The 19,706-nt window shown below is 74.1% G+C and carries 16 protein-coding genes; 4 read left to right on the top strand and 12 right to left on the bottom strand.

Translation table 11 applies throughout. The features are described from left to right. Positions 1-130: 130 nt before the first annotated feature. The 4 genes from ABZ386_RS36320 to ABZ386_RS36305 all read right to left on the bottom strand — a co-directional run bounded on the left by ABZ386_RS36320 (position 131) and on the right by ABZ386_RS36305 (position 4,858). The gene (locus ABZ386_RS36320; protein ID WP_358967850.1) at positions 131-1,057 is read right to left on the bottom strand and encodes a polyprenyl synthetase family protein; all 927 of its coding nucleotides are present in this window, start codon (positions 1,055-1,057) and stop codon (positions 131-133) included. A gap of 503 nt (positions 1,058-1,560) precedes the next feature. After that, positions 1,561-2,616 carry a tetratricopeptide repeat protein gene (locus ABZ386_RS36315; protein ID WP_351348450.1) on the bottom strand — a complete coding sequence of 352 codons (1,056 nt, stop codon included), beginning with the start codon at positions 2,614-2,616 and terminating at the stop codon, positions 1,561-1,563. A 194-nt stretch (positions 2,617-2,810) separates the two neighbouring features. Then, positions 2,811-3,488, bottom strand: coding sequence for an AIM24 family protein (locus ABZ386_RS36310; protein ID WP_351348447.1), 678 nt, complete (start codon positions 3,486-3,488; stop codon positions 2,811-2,813). 89 nt (positions 3,489-3,577) lie between these two features. Then, positions 3,578-4,858, bottom strand: a complete 1,281-nt coding sequence (locus ABZ386_RS36305) for a CAP domain-containing protein (RefSeq protein ID WP_356504595.1) — start codon at positions 4,856-4,858, stop codon at positions 3,578-3,580. 422 nt (positions 4,859-5,280) lie between these two features. Here ABZ386_RS36305 and ABZ386_RS36300 point away from each other — a divergent pair, with 422 nt between their 5' ends. Continuing rightward, positions 5,281-6,525 (top strand): SGNH/GDSL hydrolase family protein, encoded by a 1,245-nt coding sequence (locus ABZ386_RS36300; RefSeq protein ID WP_358967847.1) that lies wholly within the window; start codon positions 5,281-5,283, stop codon positions 6,523-6,525. Between the two features lie 39 nt (positions 6,526-6,564). Here the strand turns inward: ABZ386_RS36300 and ABZ386_RS36295 are convergent, their stop codons facing one another. The 5 genes from ABZ386_RS36295 to ABZ386_RS36275 all read right to left on the bottom strand — a co-directional run bounded on the left by ABZ386_RS36295 (position 6,565) and on the right by ABZ386_RS36275 (position 13,520). Further along, positions 6,565-9,498: an AAA family ATPase gene (locus ABZ386_RS36295; RefSeq protein WP_358967844.1), complete on the bottom strand. Its 2,934-nt coding sequence runs from the start codon at positions 9,496-9,498 to the stop codon at positions 6,565-6,567. Between the two features lie 93 nt (positions 9,499-9,591). Next, positions 9,592-9,945 carry a UBP-type zinc finger domain-containing protein gene (locus ABZ386_RS36290; RefSeq protein WP_351348435.1) on the bottom strand — a complete coding sequence of 118 codons (354 nt, stop codon included), beginning with the start codon at positions 9,943-9,945 and terminating at the stop codon, positions 9,592-9,594. Continuing rightward, positions 9,942-11,387 carry an ATP-binding protein gene (locus ABZ386_RS36285; protein WP_358967841.1) on the bottom strand — a complete coding sequence of 482 codons (1,446 nt, stop codon included), beginning with the start codon at positions 11,385-11,387 and terminating at the stop codon, positions 9,942-9,944. Before ABZ386_RS36285 ends, ABZ386_RS36290 begins: the two co-directional genes overlap by 4 nt. Further along, entirely contained in the window at positions 11,384-13,060 is a 1,677-nt protein-coding gene (locus tag ABZ386_RS36280; protein ID WP_358967839.1) for an FAD-dependent oxidoreductase, read from the bottom strand. The genes ABZ386_RS36285 and ABZ386_RS36280 overlap by 4 nt, the downstream gene beginning before the upstream one ends. A gap of 106 nt (positions 13,061-13,166) precedes the next feature. Further along, a complete protein-coding gene (locus ABZ386_RS36275) occupies positions 13,167-13,520 on the bottom strand; it encodes a VOC family protein (protein ID WP_351348426.1) in 354 nt (117 codons plus the stop codon). A 60-nt stretch (positions 13,521-13,580) separates the two neighbouring features. On the opposite strand from ABZ386_RS36275, the gene ABZ386_RS36270 reads away from it, so the two are divergent. Continuing rightward, positions 13,581-14,474, top strand: a complete 894-nt coding sequence (locus ABZ386_RS36270; RefSeq protein ID WP_358967836.1) for a universal stress protein — start codon at positions 13,581-13,583, stop codon at positions 14,472-14,474. A 1-nt stretch (position 14,475) separates the two neighbouring features. On the opposite strand, the gene ABZ386_RS36265 is transcribed toward ABZ386_RS36270, so the two are convergent. From ABZ386_RS36265 to ABZ386_RS36255, 3 genes are all read right to left on the bottom strand, one after another. Next, positions 14,476-15,708, bottom strand: a complete 1,233-nt coding sequence (locus ABZ386_RS36265) for a DUF4032 domain-containing protein (RefSeq protein ID WP_351348420.1) — start codon at positions 15,706-15,708, stop codon at positions 14,476-14,478. 41 nt (positions 15,709-15,749) lie between these two features. Then, the gene (locus ABZ386_RS36260; RefSeq protein WP_358967833.1) at positions 15,750-16,496 is read right to left on the bottom strand and encodes an MBL fold metallo-hydrolase; all 747 of its coding nucleotides are present in this window, start codon (positions 16,494-16,496) and stop codon (positions 15,750-15,752) included. A 122-nt stretch (positions 16,497-16,618) separates the two neighbouring features. Next, on the bottom strand, positions 16,619-17,251 hold the full coding sequence (locus ABZ386_RS36255; RefSeq protein WP_351348414.1) for an alpha-ketoglutarate-dependent dioxygenase AlkB: 633 nt from the start codon (positions 17,249-17,251) through the stop codon (positions 16,619-16,621). A gap of 137 nt (positions 17,252-17,388) precedes the next feature. Here ABZ386_RS36255 and ABZ386_RS36250 point away from each other — a divergent pair, with 137 nt between their 5' ends. After that, the gene (locus tag ABZ386_RS36250; RefSeq protein ID WP_356619057.1) at positions 17,389-18,000 is read left to right on the top strand and encodes a TetR/AcrR family transcriptional regulator; all 612 of its coding nucleotides are present in this window, start codon (positions 17,389-17,391) and stop codon (positions 17,998-18,000) included. Between the two features lie 30 nt (positions 18,001-18,030). Then, complete coding sequence (locus ABZ386_RS36245; RefSeq protein WP_358967830.1) at positions 18,031-19,704, top strand: FAD-binding dehydrogenase; 1,674 nt, start codon at positions 18,031-18,033, stop codon at positions 19,702-19,704. Positions 19,705-19,706: the final 2 nt, after the last annotated feature.

Genomic DNA, 19,706 nt, shown 5'->3' with positions numbered 1-19,706 from the left:
GCACCCGGCCCCGGGCGGTGGCGGGCCCGGCGCCTCCGCCTCAGGCGTCGCGCAGGGCGAGGTGGGCCGGCAGGGGCCGCAGGTCGCCGGGCACCCGGTCCCGGGCGGCGGCAGGCCCGGCGTCTCCGCCTCAGGCGTCGCGCAGCGCGAGGTAGGCCAGCAGGCACCGCAGGTCGCCGGCTGCCCCCGCCGCCAGCGGTACGCCGCCGAGCGCCGTCTCGACGGCGGCGAGGTGCCGCCGGGCCTCCGTCAGGGCCGCCGCCCGGCCGCCCGCCTCCTCGATCAGTGCGGCCGCCTCGCCCGGATCGTCACCGGCCTCCAGGAGCGCGGCGATCCGGTCGCCCTGCGGGGAGCCGAGCGCCACCAGCACCGGGAACGTCTTCTTCCGCTCCCGCAGATCGCCGTGGACCGGCTTGCCGGTGACCTCCGGGTCGCCCCAGATGCCCAGCACGTCGTCGACGATCTGGAAGGCGACGCCGAGATGCCGGCCCGCCCGGTCGAGTGCGGTGGCCGTCCCGGGCGCGGCACTGCCGAGCACGGCACCCAGCGCGGCCGCGCAGCCCAGCAGCGCGCCCGTCTTGTGCTCGGCCATCACCCGGTACTCCTCCGGCCGCACCCGCCGCGGTCCCGTCCAGGGGCGGTCGGCGAACAGCAGGTCGTCCGCCTGGCCGCGCACCAGGTCGCCCAGCGCCCCGGACAGCGTCCGCACGGCGGCGGCACCGCCCGGCTGCGCGGCGAGCGTCCCGACGGCCAGGGCGAACAGGGCGTCACCGGCGAGGACGGCGGGGCCGGTGCCGTAGGCCTTCCACACGGTGGGGCGGCGACGCCGGGCCGCGTCGCCGTCCATGATGTCGTCGTGCAGCAGGGAGAAGGTGTGCACCAGCTCCACCGCGACGGCCGCGGCCACTCCGTCCCGCTCGGGCGCCCCGGCCGCCTCGGCACCCAGCACGGCGAGCGCCTGCCGCACGCCCTTGCCGCCCGGGGCGACGGCCGGGGCCCCACCGACCTCGCACCAGCCGAAGGAGTAGGCGGCCATCTCGGCGACCCAGGGGTGCAATTGCCCGACGGCTTCGACGAGAGCGGGGCGGACGAGCGCGCGGCAGCGGTCGAGGACCTGAGAGGCGTCTGCGGAGTCGGCGGCGGGACCGGGCCGGTCGCCGTGCGGCGCGGCGGGCGGGGCGGAGTGCGGCGCGGCGGGCGGGGTTGAGCGCGCCGCCGTCGCCGCGCCTTGGCGTGCGCTGCGCGCGGGCGTCGGCCCGCCGGGCGCGTTGGTGCGTGGTCGTTCCGCGGTGGCGGGTGCGTTGGGTGTGCCGGTGCGTGGTCGTTGCGCTGTGGCGGGTGCGTTGGGTGTGCCGGGGCGTGGCCGTTGCGCTGTGGCGGGTGCGTTGGGTGTGCCGAAGCGTGGTCGTTCCGCGGTGGCGGGTGTGCCGGTGGTGCCCGGCCGTGCCGGCCGTGCGGCTGCGGGGGCCGCCTGTGCCGTGTCCTGCCCTGCCGCCCGCACTCCCGCACCGGCCGCCGCCGTGTCCCGCCGCACCGGCCCTGCCGTTTTCGGCAGCGCCGTCACCGTGCCGCCTCCGTCGCCCTCGCGATGGCCGGTATGCCGAGTTCCTCGTGGGCCCGGGCCGCCATCTCGCGGGCGTGCTGGAGGCCGATGCGTTCCAGTACGCCGGTGAGGTCGGCCAGTTCGGCCGCCGTCTCGGCCCGGTCGCGGCCCAGCCGGGCCCGGGCCTTGGCCAGGCCCAGCCGGGACAGCGCCTCCCCGCGCGGCTCGCTCATCTCGCGGAACTCCGCGAGCGCCTGCTCGTACCAGGCCCGGGCCTCGGCGTAACGCCCGGCCCGGTACAGCACGTTGCCGCGCATCTTGTGGTTGTAGGCCAGCGCGCTGGACAGCCGCATCGCGCGGCACGTCGCCTCCGCCTCGCTCAGCAGCTCCAGGGCCCGCTCGGTGTCCCCGTCGCGCACCGACACCACATCGGCCAGACCGCGCAACGCCCAGGCGTGACCCCGCCGGTCGTCGGCGCCCGCGGCGATCTCGGCGGCCTCCTCGAATAAGGCGTAGGCGGTGTCGTACTTCCCGGTGTTCCGATGCATCTGCGCGATGCCCTCCAGCGCCCACACCGTGTGCCGCGCCTCCCCGCGCCGCCGGGCCTCGGCGAGCAACTGCTCGTGCAGCCGGCCGACCGCCTCGTAGTCGCCCTGGATGCGGCCGGTCTCGGCCAGCCCCGCCAGCGAGTAGCCGCGTACGACGACGTCCCCGCCGCGCTCGCCCAGGTCCGCCGCGAGCTGCAGCAGCCGGCGGGCCAGCCGGAACGCGCCGCGCTGCCGGGCCAGCGTGCCGCCGCTCCACAGCGCCCAGGCCATCGCCGCGACGTCCCCGGCCCGGCGGGCGGCGCGGTAACTCGCCTTCCAGGCCCGGTCCGCCTCCTCGACCCGGCCCAGCCGGCGGTGCGCCTCGGCCACCGCGAGTCCGGAACGCGCCGCCTCCGCGGGCCGTCCGGCACGCTCGGCCGCCTCCAACTGCTCGGTGCCGGCGGCCAGGACGTCGGTCAGGGAGGAGTTGACGGACAGAGTGGTGAGCGCGCCCTGGTACTCCGGGGCGAATGCCTTCCCGTACATCGATGCCTTTCGGTCCGTATACACATCATCTCTACACAGTGCGTATACATGGTGTGTATAGAAGGGTGGGAACCGGCCCTGGCCACGAGGGCCAGGGCCTCACCTGTTGCCGATCAAGACGTCGGCGGAACGGACCGGGTTGCCTGTGAGGCGCAGATCACCTGACGGGGGCTCAGCGGCGCCGCACGGGCGTCTCAGTGCTGGCCGGGCTTCTGCGGGGTCGCCTCGCTGGGTCGTACGACGGCGTACCCCTCGCCCTGGAGCATCAGCTGCACGGCCTCGCCGGAGCCGCCGCGCAGCATGGAGCCGAGGGACTGGGAGCGGTGCAGGGAGGTCTGCAGGCCCGCGGTCCAGCCGACGATCGCGTCGGTGTCGACGTACACCGGGTACTGCGGGGAGACCGGGATGACCAGCGGATTTCCCTCGCACACCAGGCCCAGCCTGCCGTGCCCGGTGAAGACGCTGTTGAACAGGCCGCCGCCGGTGATGCCGGCGCCCTTCACGGTCGCGATGCGGTACGCCAGCGTGGCGTCGAAGCACAGGACGTTGCGGCCGTTGACGGTGAACTCGTCACCGGGTTCGACATCGACGATGAAGCAGTTCTGCGCCTCGTGGGCGAACCAGGCCTCGCCCTGCCCGCGCACCGCCATCAGGGGCAGTCCCTCCCCGGTGACCGCGCGCTTGAGCATGCCGCCCACGCCCTGGCCCTTGCGTTCGAACTGGAGGCTGCCGCGGTAGGCGATCATCGCGCCCTGGCGCGCGAGCATCTCGCCGTTCACCGTGTAACGGATGCACTTGGCGTTCTCGACGGCCATGCCCGGTGCGACGGCGGGCTGCACCATGTGCTCGCTGGAAAAGAGGTCACCCTTCATACCGGCATCCTCGCCCGGAGCCTCTCCCTCCGCCAAGATCGCGGTGATCGCCGGGGAGTGGACGGACCGCACGGCCCGGTGACGCGGCCTCAACCGCCGAAGAGCTGCGTCCAGTAGGTGCCCGCCCGGCCGCCGCCCGCGAAGCCGATCCCGATGTGCGTGAAGCCGGGTTTCAGGATGTTGGCCCGGTGGCCGGGGCTGTTCATCCAGCCCTCCACCACATCGGCGGGGGAGCGCTGGCCGCAGGCTATGTTCTCGCCGATGGAACGCCGGGTGGACCCCGCGGCGGCGGCCCGGTCCCAGGGCCGGCTGCCGTCGGGCGCGGTGTGCGAGTAGAAGGCGCGGGCCACCATGTCCGCACTGTGCGCCTGCGCCGCCGCGGTGAGCAGCGGGTCGGCGGCCAAGGGCGGCAGTCCGGCCCGGGCGCGCTCCCGGTTGGTGAGGCCGGTGACGGCGGCCGCCGTGTCGGCCAGCCCGTCGGGCGTGAGGGGCCGGGCCCACAGTGCCGTCCAGTACGTGTCGCCGGAGGGGCCGTCGTGGAGGCCGGCCAGCCCCGCGTGGGTGAACGCCGGGTCGTGCACGGTGCGGCGGGGGGAGTCCGCGCGCAGGCAGTACGCGACGAACTCGGCGGTGCTGCGCGGGCCGGACACCAGGTGCTCGCCGACCGTGAGGTACGCGTACCCGGCGCCGGTGACACGCTGGTACACGGAGACGCCGTCGCTGCTCTCGACACCGAGCCGCCCGGCGGCGGCCATGGCGGCGGCGTGCTCCCGCGCCGCAGACACCAGGCGGGCGTCGAGGGAGACCGGCGGCGAACCGGCCGCCGCCCGCGCGGAGTTGACCAGGCCGAGGAAGCCGTCGTCCGGGGGCGCCTGCGCGGGCGCCGGCGGGTCGTCCACGACCTCGACGCCGAAATCCCGCGCGAGTCCCGCCAGTCCGTCGGCGTACCCCTGGCCCAGAGCCCGCAGCTTCCAGCGGTCGCCGCGCCGGTAGAACTCGGCGAGCAGCAGCACCGTCTCCCGCTGGGGCCGCGGCGGAGTGAACCGGGCGAGCGGCCGGCCGTCCGCGTCGGTGACATGGAGCGTGGGGGAGGGCAGGCGGCCGAGGACGGTCCCGGGGTCGGCGGGGCTGACGGCGACGGTGACCCGGGTGGCGCCCGGACGCAGCCTCGGCGGGTCCACGGTGAGCGTGTCGCCCCGCAGCCGGGCGCCCGGCGCGGCCGGCTGGTTGTAGAAGACGAAGTCCTCGTCGCCCCGGACCTTTCCGCCGTCGTCCGTGACGAGCGCCGACACGTCGAACGGCCCGGGCACCCGGACGCTCACCGCACCGCCCGGCAACGGCAGATTGCCCCCGGGAACCAACTCGCCCATCGCGCCGCCCTGTCGTTCCGCCCTGTCCGCGCCGGTATGGCGGCGGATGCCCGGACAACGGCCGACGGGTGTACGGGAGTTCCCGCCCGAACCAGGGCAATGCGACTGCCGCCGGGGGCGGCCCCCAGGCCTTGTCCCGGCACCTGCAAGGACCGCATCACCCAGGCCCTGCCCGCCCACGGCTCCCGCCCCACGGGCGCCCGCCCCCACCGGCGAGGCACGCCACCGGCTGTGGTGGCAGGCCCCCGCCGACGCCCACCGAGGCCACCCCGCGCAGCGTCGGCGGCCGCACCACTACCGTGTCCTACGCCGGGGCGGCCCGCGGGATCCGTCTCGCGCCCGGCGGCTCCGTGACCCTGCGGAACCTCGCGCCATGACACCACCCGCCCGCCCGCGCCCGACCGGCCGAAGGAGCGCCGACGATGCACCGCCCCGCACGCCCCCGCTGCCGCGCCGCCCTGGCCGCCCTCTCCTCGTGCGTCGCACTGGGCTGCGGGACCGGCGCGACACCCCAGGGGGACGAGCCGTCCCCGCCGCCCGGAGCCCCGACGGGAGCGGAGTACGGCGTGGTCACCTGGGCCTCGTCCGCCGACCGCATCGGCGAGGCGGCCGACGGCCGCGGCTACCGGCTGCTGGTGCACACCAGCGTCGGCGGCAGCGGCCTGCGGGTGCGGCTGTCCAACGCCTTCGGCGACCAGCCCGTGACGTTCGGCAACGTCCACGCCGGACGGCAACAGGACGGGGCCGCGCTCGTCCCCGGCAGCAACCGGCGCCTGACCTTCGGCGGCGCGCGCACCGTCACCGTCCCGGCCGGCGGCATCGTCTACAGCGACCCGCTGCCCGGCCGCGTCCCCGCCGCGAGCACCCTCGCCGTCAGCCTGTACGTCGCCCGGGCGGGCGGCACGCTCACCGGGCACTGGCTGGCGATGCAGACGTCGTACACCACCGAGGGCGACCACACCGCCGAGGAGAGCGCGGCGAACTGGAAGCAGCGGACCGGATCCTGGTTCTACCTCGACGCCGTCACCGTACGGCCCCGCAAGGGGACGGGCGCCGTCGCCGCGCTCGGTGACTCCATCACCGACGGCTGGCAGTCCACGACCGACCGCAACCGCCGCTGGCCCGACCACCTCGCCCGCCGGCTGGCCCGGTCCGCCACCGGCAAGGTCGAAGGCGTGGCCAACGGAGGCATCGCCGGCAACCGGGTCCTCACCGACGTCCCGGGCCAGAGCGCCCTGAACCGCCTGCGCCGGGACGCGCTCTCGCTGCCCGGCGTGCGGACGGTGTTCCTCTTCCAGGGCGTCAACGACATCAAGGCCGAACCGGGCGCCACGGCCGACGAGCTGATCGCCGGGTACCGCACGCTGATCGACCGGGCGCACGCGGCCGGCAAGTGCGTCGTCGGCGCCACGATCGCCCCCTACAAGGGCTGGCAGGAGTGGGACCCGGCCGGGGAGGCGGTACGGCGGAAGGTCAACGCCTTCGCCCGCGACAGCGGCGCGTTCGACGCCGTCACCGACTTCGACCGCGTCCTGCGCAGCCCCTACGACCCCGAGCGGATCCTGCCCGCCTTCGACGGCGGCGACCATCTGCACCCCAACGACAAGGGCATGCGGGCGATGGCCGACGCCGTCGATCTCCGCAGCCTCGACTGCCGGACCGGCTAGCCCGGGTCAGGGATGACCGGTGCAGAGGTCAGGCGGTCCTCAGGACGCCGACGGCTCCGGGGCGATCAGGCCCTCCCGATACGCCACCGCCACCGCCTCGCCACGGCTCGAAGCGCCCAGCTTGGCGAGGATGTTGGAGACATGGACGCTCGCCGTCTTGCCGCTGATGAACAGCTCCTCGCCGATCTGCCGGTTGCTGCGGCCGAGCGCGAGCAGCCGCAGCACGTCCTGCTCGCGCGCGGTGAGCACACCGGCCCGGTCTCCGGCGGGCGGGGCGTCCGACAGCCGGGCGCGGCGGACCAGGGCGTCCACCTGCTCCCGCAGCGGCACGGCACCGAGCCGGTCCGCGGTCTCCCGGACCGCCCGGGCCTCCGCCGCCGCCTCCTCGCGACGCCCGGCCGCCACCAGGGCCTCGGCGTACCGCAGCCGGCACCGCGCCCGCTCGTGGACGTCGCCGTAGGTGAACGCCGCCACCGCCGCCGACCAGGCCGCCGCGTCCGCCCCCGACACGGCCCGGATCCACTCCGCCTCGGCCCGGGCCAGCCACGCCTGCCCCTCGGGGCCCAGCGGCGTGTCGTTCTGACCGCGGCCGGCGACGGCCCGCGCCGACTCCACCAACTCCGTCGCCGTGTCCGCCCAGCGGCGCGCCCCGGACTCGTCGCCGGTCAGCCGCAGTCCGACGGCCGCGTCGGCGACGGCCGACAACGCCAGGGCGGCGAGCCGGACCGTCACGTCCGGGCGGGTGCCCGCCTCGTCGGTGAGGGCCGCGACCGTGGAGCGCATCCGGCGCACCGCCTCCTCCGGATCACGGCGCAGCGCCGCGGCGTCGGTGAGCACGATGCCCGCCACCAGGGTGGCCATCCAGTCGAAGGGCCCCTCCAGCAGGGCGCGTGCCCGGTCCGCCGCCGCGAGGTCGCCGCGGGCCAGCGCCACGTACAGCGCGGGACCGGCCGTATACCCGCCGGCGGCCGGCAGCACCTCGGCATCGGCCCGCGCCGCGCGCACGCACTCGTCCCAGCGGCCCAGCGCATACAGCACCAGCAGCCGCAGGTACCGCATCTCCAGCGGGTACGGCGAGGACAGCAGCCCGGCACGGCGGGCCCGGTCCAGGCCCTCCGTCAGCCAGGGCAGGCACTCCGCCGGCTCACCGTTCTCGTAGCAGCCCATGGCCAGGTTGAACAGGGCCCGCAGCTCCACGGCCGCGTTGCCGGAACTCCGGGCCAGCTCCCGGGCCCGCAGCAGCCGGTCGCGGCCCTCGGGACTGCGCCGGCCGCCTCCGTCGAAGACGGCCAGGGAGATCAGCAGGTCCGCCTGGGCGTCGGTCACCCCCAGCTCCTCGGCCACGCTCAGGGCCCGCCGGGCGACCCGCAGCGCGGTCTCGTTCTTCCCGATGTGCCGCGCGGCCATGGCGTGCGTGGCCGCCGCCCACACCCACGTGACCGACGCGGGCTCCTCGGGGATCATCGCCAGCGCCTCGCTGCTGTAGGCGAACGCGGCCGTCAGGCTGTCCACGCTCAGCAGGTTCCCGGCGAGTGTGTAGCGGACCCGGGCGGCCAGTTCGGAGTCGGCGTCCTGCCCGAGTTCCGCCAGCGCGGACCGGGCGAGGGAGACCGCCCGGTGCAACTCGCCGGCGTGCGCGGCCGCCGCCGAGGCGCGCAGCGTCAGCGTCACGCGGTCGGCGCCCCGGCCGGAGGGCCGGGCCTCGGCGCCGACGGCCGGCCACAGGTCCAGGGCCGCCTCGAGGTGCCGCTGCTCCTCGGCCGGTGCGCCGACCCGCTGGGCGTGGTCGGCCGCCTCCAGCGAAGCGGCCAGCGCCTCGGCGAGGTCATGGCTCTCCCGGTAGTGATGGGCGCGTTCGGCGGCGCTCTCGGCACGGCGCCCGCGCCCGGCGAGCAGCCGCGCGAACGCGCCGTGCAGCCTCGACCGCTCCCCGGGGAGCAGATCGGCGTAGACGGCCTCCCGGGCGAGGGCGTGCCGGAAGGAGTACGTGTCGTCGTCCCCGGCGACGAGCAACTGCCGCCCCACCGCCTCGCGCAGCGCCGACTCCAGTGCCTCCTCGGGCAGCCCGACCGCCTCCCGCAGCAGGTCGTGCTCCACCCGGCGCCCGGCGACGGCCGCGGTCCGCAGCACCTGCTGGGCCGTGTCGGAGAGCTGCTCGAAACGGATGAGCAGCACATCGGCGAGTCCGCTGGGCACCCCGCCCGCCTCGGTGTCGGTGGCCGCGAGCAGTTCCTCCGCGTAGAAGGCGTTGCCCTCGGCCCGCTCGACGATCCGCCGTACGGTGGCGTCCGGCAGCGGACGTTGTTCGAGGGCCCGCACCAGCCGGTCCACGTCGGAATCGGCCAGCGGCCGCAGCTCCAGCCGCTCCACGGCGGGCAGCCGCACCAGCTCCGCCAGCAGCGGCCGCAGCGGATGCCGGCGGTGCAGATCGTCCGCCCGGTACGAGGCGAACACCGCCAGCCGGTGCCGCAGGACGCCCCGGCCCAGCAGGAACCGCAGCAGGTCCCGCGACGACTGGTCGGCCCAGTGCAGGTCCTCCAGCACGAGCAGCAGCGGGGCGGCCTCCGCCACGTCGGCGAGCAGCCCGGCGATCCCCTCGAACAGCCGCAGCCGCGCGTCCACATCGCGCACGGCGTCGGTCCCGGCGCCCAGCAGCCGCTCGACCACGGGATGGGCGGCCAGGGCGGCGGAGAACCGCTCGTCGGCGGCGAGCACCCCCAGGATCTCGGTGAACGGCAGATAGGGCAGTCCGACGTCCCCGAGATCCACGCAGTGCCCGGCGACCACGGTCATGCCCGCGGCGGCGGCCCGCTTCCCGACTTCGTCCAGCACCCGCGTCTTGCCCACGCCGGCGTCCCCGGCGAGGAGCACCGCGCGCGCCTCACCCCGGCGCGCACCTTCCAGCACCCCGGACAGGCGCTCGAGTTCGGCATCCCGCCCGACGACAGGCGTGACTGATGAAGCCTGGGGCACGAAACCCACTTTCTTTCCTGGGGGCGCGGGCAACTGTGTGAATCACCACGAACTACCCGCGGCCCCGCCGTATGACCGGACAGTCCCGAGCCGCTAGGCCCGCAACACCTTGGCCCAATCCGCCGGCACCCGCCCGGCGGGCCCGGGCACCGGCTGGTCCTCCGGATGGTTCACCGGCGCGGCCAGCTCGGGCCCGCCCTCGTACAACTCGTTCGTCTCATAGCTCCAGAACCAGCTCTCACCCGGTTCGAAGCTCTGCACGAGGGGATGCCCCGTCTCCCGGAAATGAGCCGTCGCGTGCCGCGCGGGCGAACTGTCGCAACACCCCACGTGCCCGCACTGCGCGCACCGCCGCAGGTGGAACCACCACCCGCCGGCCGCGTCGCACTCCGCGCATCCCGTGCCGCTCGGCGGCACACTCGGATCGATCCCGTTCCCACCACTCATGCCGACTCCTCCTCGGCCGCCGTCAGCGGCAGCAGCACCTGGAACCGCGTGTCCCCGGGCTCCGACTCCACCTGGATGCTCCCGTGGTGCTTGTTGACCACGATCCGCCAGGAGATGTCGAGCCCGAGCCCGGTCCCCTCGCCCACGGGCTTCGTCGTGAAGAACGGGTCGAAGATCCGCCCCCGGTCCTCCGCCGGGATCCCGACGCCCGTGTCCCGGAACTCCACCAGCAGCCGGTCGTGGTCCCGTGCCGTCCGCACGGTCAACGTCCCTTCACCGTGCGCGCTGTTCATCGCCGAGACCGCGTTGTCGATCAGGTTCGTCCACACCTGGTTGAGCTCCGCCGGGTACGCCGGGATCTTCGGCAGCGTACGGTCGTACTCCTTGACGACCTTGATCCGCGGGCCGAACTTGCCCGACAGCATCAGCAGGGTGGAGTCGAGGAGTTCGTGCACATCGGCGTTGTGGAACGGCGCCCGGTCGAGCTGCGAGTACTGCTTCGCCGCGTCGACGAGGCGCGAGATGCGCGTGGTCGAGTCGTTGATCTCGTCCATCAGCAGCTCGGTCTCGACGGTGTAGTTCAGCCATCCGATCGCGCTCGGCAGCATCTCCTCGTCCACCGCCGCCGCGACCTGGCCGAGCCAGTCCACGTCGAGACCGGCCTGGACGAACGTGGGCGCGATCCGCCAGCCGTCCGGGATGCCCTGGTCGTCGAGCCAGTCGGCGAGCGCGTCCTCCCGGTCGGAGGCCTCCAGCGGACTCAGCACGGGGGCCTTGGCGACGCGTTCGGCGGTGCGTTCCTGGATGTCGATGAGCTTCGCCATCACCTCGGGGGAGTAGGCGCCCTGCGCGATGATCGCCAGCTTGTGACGCATCTTGCCGACGCGTTCCCGCAGCGTCGCGGTCGCCCGCACGGCCGCCGCTGCCGGGTTGTTGAGCTCGTGCGTGAGCCCGGCGGACAACGAGCCCAGCGCCAGCAGCCGTTCGCGCTGCCCGATGGCCCGCTGGGCGTTCTTGGAACCGAAGAAGAGGCCCTCCAGCAGATGCACCGCCATCGGGAACCACTCCTGCATGATCTCCGCGAACGTGTCGGCGGGGAGCACGAAGAACCGCGTCGGCTCGGTGACGCGCATGGAGTTGTTGTAGACCTGCCGCACCCGGTCGCCCAGGTACGCCTGCATGGACCCCGCGTACACCCCGCGCTGCGAGGTCCGGGTCACCTCCACGTCGTCCCCGCCGACCCGGCGGTACAGCACGACCGTGCCCTCCAGCATCACGTAGAAGCAGGTGGCGGGCTCGCCCTCGGTGTACACCGGCCCGGGCTCGAACCGCTCCACGCGCCCCTCGGCGCACAGCCGCCCGAGCTGCTCGGGCGTCAGCTTGTCGAACAGGAACAGGGAGCCGATCTCCTGCGGGCTGCAGGGCACGGCCTGCGCGCTCACGACTGCTCCAGATACCGGTGGACGAGCATCACGGCCATGGCTCCCTCTCCGACGGCGGACGCGACCCGCTTGGCGGACTCCGAGCGGGCGTCGCCCGCCACGAACACGCCCGGCACACTGGTCTCCAGGTGGTACGGCGGCCGGTCCAGCTCCCAGCCCTCGGGCGGACGGCCGTCGGCGCTCAGGTCGGGCCCGGCGAGGATGAAGCCGCGCTCGTCCCGCAGCACCGTGCCGTCCAGCCAGCCGGTCAGCGGGGCCGCGCCGATGAACACGAACATCCACTGCGCGTCGACCTGTTCGGTCTCGCCGGTGTCCACGTCCCGCAGGGTCAGCCGCTCCAGACGGCCGTCGCCGTGCGCCTCCTCGACGACCGTGCGGGCCCGCACCCGGATGTTGGGGGACTCCTCGACCTGCTGGATCAGGTAGTGCGACATCGACGCCGTCAGCGACTCGCCGCGCACCAGCAGCGTCACCGACTTGGCACCCCGGGACAGGTACATCGCCGCCTGTCCGGCGGAGTTGGCGCCGCCGACGATGTACACGTCCTGCCCCTGGCAGGCGGGCGCCTCCGTCATGGCGGACCCGTAGTAGACCCCGCAGCCGGTCAGGTCGTCGCAGCCGGGTGCGTCGAGCTGCCGGTAGCTCACGCCCGTCGCCAGGATCACGCTGTGCGCGGCGACCGCCGAACCGTCCGAGAACCGCACGACGCGGGCGGCGCCGTTGACCTCCAGGGCCGTCACCTCGCGCGCGGTGAGGATCTCCGCGCCGAACTTGGCGGCCTGCCGCCGGGCGCGGTCGGTGAGCTGCGCCCCGGACACGCCGTCGGGGAAGCCCAGGTAGTTCTCGATGCGGGAGCTCTGCCCGGCCTGCCCGCCGGTCGCCGACCGCTCCACCAGCACGGTCCGCAGCCCCTCGGAGGCGCCGTAGACGGCCGCGCCGAGCCCGGCCGGGCCGCCGCCGATCACGACCAGGTCGTAGAACTCCGCGGCCGGGGTGGTCGCCAGGCCGACCCGGGCGGCGAGGTCGACGGCCTCCGGCTCGACCAGCGGCGTCCCGTCCGGGGTGATCACGACCGGCAGCCGCAGCCCGTCCTCACCGGCCGCGGCCAGCAGCCGCCGACCCTCCGGCTCGTCGGAGGAGTACCAGCGGTAGGGCACCTGGTTGCGGGCGAGGAACTCCCGCACCTCGGAGGAGCGGGACGACCAGCGGTGCCCGACCACCTTCGTGGCGGGCACCGGCCGGAAGTCGCTGGACCGCCACGCCTGCAGCAGGTCGTCCAGGACCGGGTACAGCTTCTCCTCCGGCGGGTCCCACGGTTTGAGGAGGTAGTGGTCGAGGTCGACGACGTTGATCGCGTCGATCGCCGCGTTCGTGTCCGCGTACGCCGTCAGCAGCACGCGCCGCGCGCCCGGGTAGACGTCCAGCGCCTGTTCCAGGAACTCGATCCCGTTCATCTGCGGCATCCGGTAGTCGGCCAGGATCACCGCCACGAGATCGCCGCGCAGCTTCAGCTCCCGCAGCGCCTCCAGCGCCGACTCGCCGGACTCCGCCCGCACGATCCGGTACGCCGCGCCGTACCGCCGCCTCAGGTCCCGGGCCACGGCCCGGGAGACCCCCGGATCGTCGTCCACGGTCATGATGACGGTCCGCGCCGTGTCGGCGGCCTGTGCCATACGTCCCCCACACCGGGCGGTCGACTCACGGCACGGCGCCCCGGGGCGCCGCGCCGACCTCCGCCCATCGTATGTTCGATCGCCGCGGCCCGCTCCGATACGGAGATCAGCTCCTACGGGCCCCCAGCACGCAGAACTCGTTGCCCTCCGGGTCGGTCATCGTCACCCACGACTGCTCGCCCTGCCCGATGTCTGCGCGCCGCGCGCCGAGCGCCAGCAGCCGGGCCACCTCGGCCTCCTGGTCGTCGGGCCGGAAATCGAGGTGCAGGCGGTTCTTGACCGTCTTGCGCTCCGGCACCGACGTGAAGAGCAGCCCCGGAAGCCGGTCCGGGGCGGGCCGGATCTCGAACTCGTCGGGCTCGTCGTTCACCACCGTCCAGCCCAGCGCCTCGGCCCACCAGCGGCCCAGCGCCTCGGGGTCGGCCGAGTCCACCATCACCTGTTCCCACTCCAAGCTCATGGGGGCAGGGTAGGGAAGACTGATCATCGTCGCACTGATTTTCCACAAGGAGGCAGCCGGATGACACGCCCGATCACCGCAGGGGTCGACGGATCGCAGGAGAGCCTCGCGGCCCTCGGCTGGGCGGCCCGCGAGGCGGTGCGGCGCGAACGGCCGCTGCGCGTGGTGCAGGCCTGGCGGTTCCAGCCGCAGGAGGCGCTCGAAGCGGGGATCGAGGGCGACGCGGACAGCCAGGCCGAGTGGGTGCACAGCGCGGTGACCGAGGCCGTCGCGACCGTCACCGAACGGCACCCGGACCTCGACGTGACCACCGACGTCGTCGAGGGCGCGGTCGTCGACACCCTGGTCGCCGCCGCGGCCGACGCCGAGCTGCTGGTGCTCGGCTCGCGCGGGCACGGCCCCATCGTCGGCTTCCTGCTCGGCTCGGTCGGCCAGCAGGTCATCGCCGGAACCACCCGGCCCGTGGTGCTCGTCCGGGCCGGCGACCGGCCCTCGGGCGAGGCCGCCGGGCGCGAGATCGTCGTGGGCCAGCAGGGCGACCCGGAGGACAGCGCCGACGCGCTCCGGTTCGCCTTCGAGACGGCCGCCGCGCGCGGGGCGACGGTACGGGTCGTACGGGCCTGGACACTGCCGCCCGTCTTCGCCTACAGCCCGGGCTCGCTGAAGCTCCTCGACGAGGCCGGGGGACTGGAGCCCTACGAGAAGAAGGCCCTGGCCGCCGCGGTCCGGCCCTGGCGGGAGCGGTTCCCCGACGTGCCGGTGGAGGAGCACGTGGAGATGGGCAGCGCCGGCCAGGTCCTGCTGTCGGTGGCCGGCACGGCCCAGCTGATGGTCGTCGGCCGCCGCGCCCACCGCACGGCCGTCGGCGCCCGCATCGGCTCGGTGGCCCACGGCGTCCTGCACCACGCGGACTGCCCCGTGGCGGTGGTGCCGCACGCCGCGCGGGAGCGGTAGCTCACTCCGCGGTCGGCTGCAGCGTCTCGCTGGCCTTCGGCAGGATGTTCTTGATGTAGTCCTCGACCGCCGTGTCGAGGCCTATGTCGTGCTGGGCGCGCTCGGACAGGTACCAGCGGTGTTCGAGGAGCTGGTGGTAGATCTCCGCCGGGTCCATGGCGCCGCGCAGTTCGGGCGGGACGGCCCGCACGGTCGGACGGAACACCTCGCGCACCCAGCGGTGGGCGAGCACCTCCGGGCGGGCCCCCAGGGGGTCGCCCGGGGCGTAGTCCTCCTGGGTCGCCATCCAGCTCTCCAGGTCGTTCAGCAGCCGCCGGGCCTGGTTCTCCTCCGTGTCCAGCCCGGTCAGGCGCAGCAACTGCCGCTGGTGGTGGCCCGCGTCGACGACCTTCGGTACGAAACTGACCGTGTCGCCGTTCGACGCGTGCTCGATCTGCATCTCCGCCACGTCGAAGCCGAGGTCGTTCAGACGCCGGATCCGGCGTTCGATGTAGTGGTACTTGCCCGCCGGGTAGACGGACGTGCGCGTCAGCTCGTCCCACAGGCCGCGGTAGCGCGCGCAGATCTCCATGCCGAACTCGATCGGGTCCACCGACGGGTGCAGCGCCCCGGACGCCTCCAGGTCCAGCAGCTCCCCGCTGATGTTCACCCGGGCGAGATCGAGGTCGTACTCGCGCTGCCCCTGGCTGAGCTGCGGGTGCAGGTCACCGGTCTCCGCGTCCACGAGGTAGGCCGCGTACGCGCCCGCGTCCCGCCGGAACAGGGTGTTGGACAGCGAGCAGTCGCCCCACGCGAAACCCGCCAGGTGCAGCCGCACCAGGAGCACGGCGAGGGCGTCCATCAGGCGGTGCATGGTGGCCGGGCGCATGGTCGTCTCGAACATCGAGCGGTACGGCATCGACCCGCCCAGGTGCCGGGTGACCAGCACGCTCTCCAGCGGGGCGCCGTCCGCGTCCGTGCGGCCGGTGACCACGGCCAGCGGGTCCACCGCCGGGATGCCGAGCCGGTCCAGGTCCCGCAGCAGCTCGTACTCGCGCAGCGCGGGCCGCTCGGCCAGCTCCTTGACGGCGATCACCTCCTCGCCCGCGCGGGAGTAGCGCACCACGTGCCGGGAGATGCCGCGCGGCAGCGGCACCAGGTACTCCTCCGGCCACTCCTCCAGGGGCACGTCCCACGGCAGTTCCAGCAGGAGCGCGGGGTGCTCCGGGTTCGTCGCGCTGATCTGCAGTGCCATGCGCCGGGTGTCCTTGTCTCGCCGCCGATCGTCGCCTCACTTTAGAGGGCGCGTTCCCGCGCCCGGCGCGCGGCGTCCCCGACCGGGCCGCGGTGGACCGGCCCGTGGCCGGGCAGCAGCAGCTCGCCCTCCAGCCCGACGAGCACGTCCAGGGAGGCCACGGCACGGGACCGCTCGCGGTGGAACATGTCCGGCAGCAGCTGCGGCCCCTGGACCCGGGAGGTGGGGTGGCCGCTGACCAGGGCGTCGCCGGAGATCAGCACGCCGGTGCCGGGCACGTGGTAGGCGCAGTGCCCGTCGGTGTGGCCCGGGGTGTGCACCGGCACCGGCCGCCCGGGCAGGTCCAGGGCGCCCTCGCCGGGGAACGCCTCGGGAGCGGTGACGGGGATGTGGGCCGTGCCGCCCGAGCGCAGCGCGTGCACCGCCCACGGCAGCACTCCCGGCCGCCAGCCGTTCGCCAGCACCGTGCCGACGGACACCTGGTGCAGGAACTCCCGCCGCGCGTGCGGCACTTCGGCCTGGTGCAGGTACACGGGCGTGCCGTAGGTGGCGCGCAGGTACTCGGCGGAGCCCAGGTGGTCGTTGTGCGCGTGCGTGATCAGCACCGCCGTGACGGCCTCCGGGGCGCTCCCCACCTCCGCGAGCGAGGCGAGGAGCTGCTCCCGGTCGCCGGGATACCCGGTGTCGACCAGCGTGACGGAGTCCCCCTCCGTGAGGATCACCCAGTTGGTGTTGGATCCGTGCACCAGGTAGGTGCCGTCCGCGACGTGGTGTATGTCTGCCCGCATGATCGCCCCGCGTGGTGTGGTCCCGCTCCCAGCCCGACCGGACAAGAAAAGCAGACCCCGCGCGGGGCGAGATCGCCGGGTGCGGCACAACGCGCGGGCGCGGCTTGGCCGTTGGACGGGGTTCAGTGCACGCCGTGCGGGCGGAACTGGATGCTGATGCGGGGCTCCGTCGCGCGGGTGCTCTTGGGGATCGAGTGCTCCCAGGTGCGCTGGCAGGAACCGCCCATCACGATCAGGTCGCCGTGGCCCAGGGGCCGGCGCACGGTGGCCCGACCGCCCCGCATGGGGCGCAGCAGCAGGTCCCGGGGCGCTCCCACGGACAGGATGGCGACCATGGTGTCCTCGCGCGCGCCCCGCCCGATCCGGTCGCCGTGCCAGGCCACGCTGTCCCGGCCGTCGCGGTAGTAGCACAGCCCGGCCGTGGTGAACGGCTCGCCCAGCTCCCCGGCGTAGTGGGCACTCAGCGCGTCCCGCGCCCGGGCCAGCACCGGGTGCGGCAGCGGATCGCCGGCGCCATAGAACGCGAGCAGCCGCGGCACGTCGACGACGTGGTCGTACATCTGGCGGCGCTCCGCCCGCCACGGCACCTCGGCGGCCAGGTGTTCGAACAGCTCGTCGGAGCCGCTGAGCCACCCGGGCAGCACGTCGAGCCAGGCGCCGAAGCCGAGGTCGGTGCGGCGGATCCCGTCGAGCGGGCCGAGGCGCAGCTCGTCGGCCTGGTCGAAGAGGGAGCCCTGGAGGTGATGCCCGGCCATGCGCCCAGCGTACCTCTTAATCGAAAAGATGTTCTATCCGACTTCGGATGCTGTCGATACATCGGTGTATCGAATACAGTGCTGTATCGAAAAGGAGGGGGACGGCCGTGCAGGGAACCACCGGAACCACCGGGCGCGTGACCAGGCGCCGTGTCCGCACCCGCGCCAACCTGCTGCGGGCGGCGTTCGCCGTGTTCGCGGCCAAGGGCTTCGGGCACGTCTCCATCGAGGAGGTGTGCGAGGCCGCCGGCTACAGCCGGGGCGCCTTCTACTCCAACTTCTCCAGCCTCGACGAGCTGTTCTTCGCCCTCTACCAGGAGCGGGCCGAGCTGATCGCGGAGCAGGTCTCCGGGGCCCTCGCCCTCGACGGGCCCGACCTCGACGTGCCGGCCGCCGTGGACCGCGTCACCGAGGTGCTGCTCCTCGACCGGGACTGGCTCCTGGTGAAGACCGACTTCCTCGTGCACGCCGCCCGCGACCCCGACGTGGCGCGGAGCCTGCTGGAACACCGGGCCCGGCTGCGGCAGGCCATCGCCGACCGGCTCGCCCGCGCCCGCGGTCACACCGCGCTGCCCCCCGTCCTCGGCGACACCGACGGCGCCGCCCACGCCGTGGTCGCGGCGTACGACGGCGTCACCACGCAACTGCTGCTTGACCGGGACGCGGAGCACGCCCGTGCCTGGCTGAAGCAACTGCTCACGGCCCTGCTGACCGACGGCAGCGGCACCCCCGATCACGCGAAGAACTGAAGAGAAGAACTGAAGAAGGGAACGGTCGCCATGGATGCCGATGCCATCGTCGTCGGAGCGGGCCTCGCGGGCCTGGTCGCGGCACACGAACTGACCAGCAGGGGCAGGAGGGTCGCACTCGTCGACCAGGAGAACGCCGCCAACCTCGGCGGACAGGCCTTCTGGTCCTTCGGCGGGCTGTTCCTCGTCGGCTCGCCGGAGCAGCGGCGCCTCGGCATCAAGGACTCCTTCGACCTCGCCTGGAGCGACTGGCGGGGCAGCGCCGGCTTCGACCGCCTCGACGACGAGGACTCCTGGGCCGTGCGCTGGGCGCGCGCCTACGTCGAGTTCGCCGCGGGGGAGAAGCGGTCCTGGCTCGACGGCCACGGCATCACGTTCCTGCCCACCGTCGGCTGGGCCGAGCGCGGCGACCTCACCGCGCACGGGCACGGCAACACCGTGCCCCGCTTCCACATCGCCTGGGGCACCGGCACCGGCGTCGTCGAACCGTTCGTCCGGTACGCCAGGCAGGCCGCCCGCGACGGACTGCTCACCTTCCACCACCGGCACCGCGTCGACGAACTGGTCGTCGAGGACGGCAGCGCCCGCGGCGTGCGCGGCACGGTCCTGGCCGAGGACCGCTCACCCCGAGGCGTCGCCTCCAACCGCGAGGCGATCGGCGAGTTCGAACTCACCGCCCAGGCCGTCATCGTCACCAGCGGCGGCATCGGCGCCAACCACGACATCGTCCGCCGCTACTGGCCCGAACGCCTCGGCACGCCGCCGAACGAGATGGTGACGGGCGTTCCGGCCTACGTCGACGGCCGGATGCTCGACATCAGCGCCGAGGCGGGTGTCCGGCTGGTCAACCGGGACCGCATGTGGCACTACACCGAGGGCCTGCGGAACTGGGACCCGATCTGGCCCGGCCACGGCATCCGCATCCTGCCCGGACCGTCGTCGATGTGGTTCGACGCCCTCGGCCGCCGCCTGCCCGGGCCCTACCTCCCCGGCTACGACACCCTCGGCACCCTGAAGCACCTGCGCACCACCGAGGACATCGCCGGGTACGACCACTCCTGGTTCATCCTCACCCAGAAGATCATCGAGAAGGAGTTCGCGCTGTCGGGCTCCGAGCAGAACCCCGACATCACCGCCAAGGACCGCGCCGGGTTCCTCAAGGAACGCATCCTCGGCAAGGGCGCGCCCGGACCGGTCGACGCGTTCCTGCGCAAGGGCGCCGACTTCGTGACCGCGCCCTCCCTGGAGCAGCTCGTGGAGAAGATGAACGAGCTGACCGACAAGCCGCTGCTCGACGCGGCCGGGATCCGCCGCCAGATCGAGGCCCGCGACCTGCAGATCGCCAACCCCTACGCCAAGGACGCCCAGATCCAGGGCATCCGCAACGCCCGCCGCTACATCGGCGACCGCCTGGGCCGGGTCGCCACCCCGCACCGCATCCTCGACCCGGCGGCCGGCCCCCTGATCGGCGTCAAGCTGCACATCCTCACCCGCAAGACGCTCGGCGGCATCCAGACCGACCTCGACTCCCGCGCCCTCGGCACCGACGGCACCCCGATCGACAGCCTGTACGCGGCCGGGGAGGTCGCCGGTTTCGGCGGCGGCGGGGTCCACGGCTACAACGCCCTGGAGGGCACCTTCCTCGGCGGTTGCCTCTTCTCCGGGCGGGCGGCCGGCCGGGCGGCGGCGAAGCAGACCGCCTGACC

The sequence above is a fragment of the Streptomyces sp. NPDC006140 genome (genome assembly GCF_040628815.1).
Classification (GTDB): domain Bacteria; phylum Actinomycetota; class Actinomycetes; order Streptomycetales; family Streptomycetaceae; genus Streptomyces.
The sequence above is the reverse complement of the archived record's forward strand: the minus strand, read 5'-3'. Positions and strand labels throughout refer to the sequence as shown.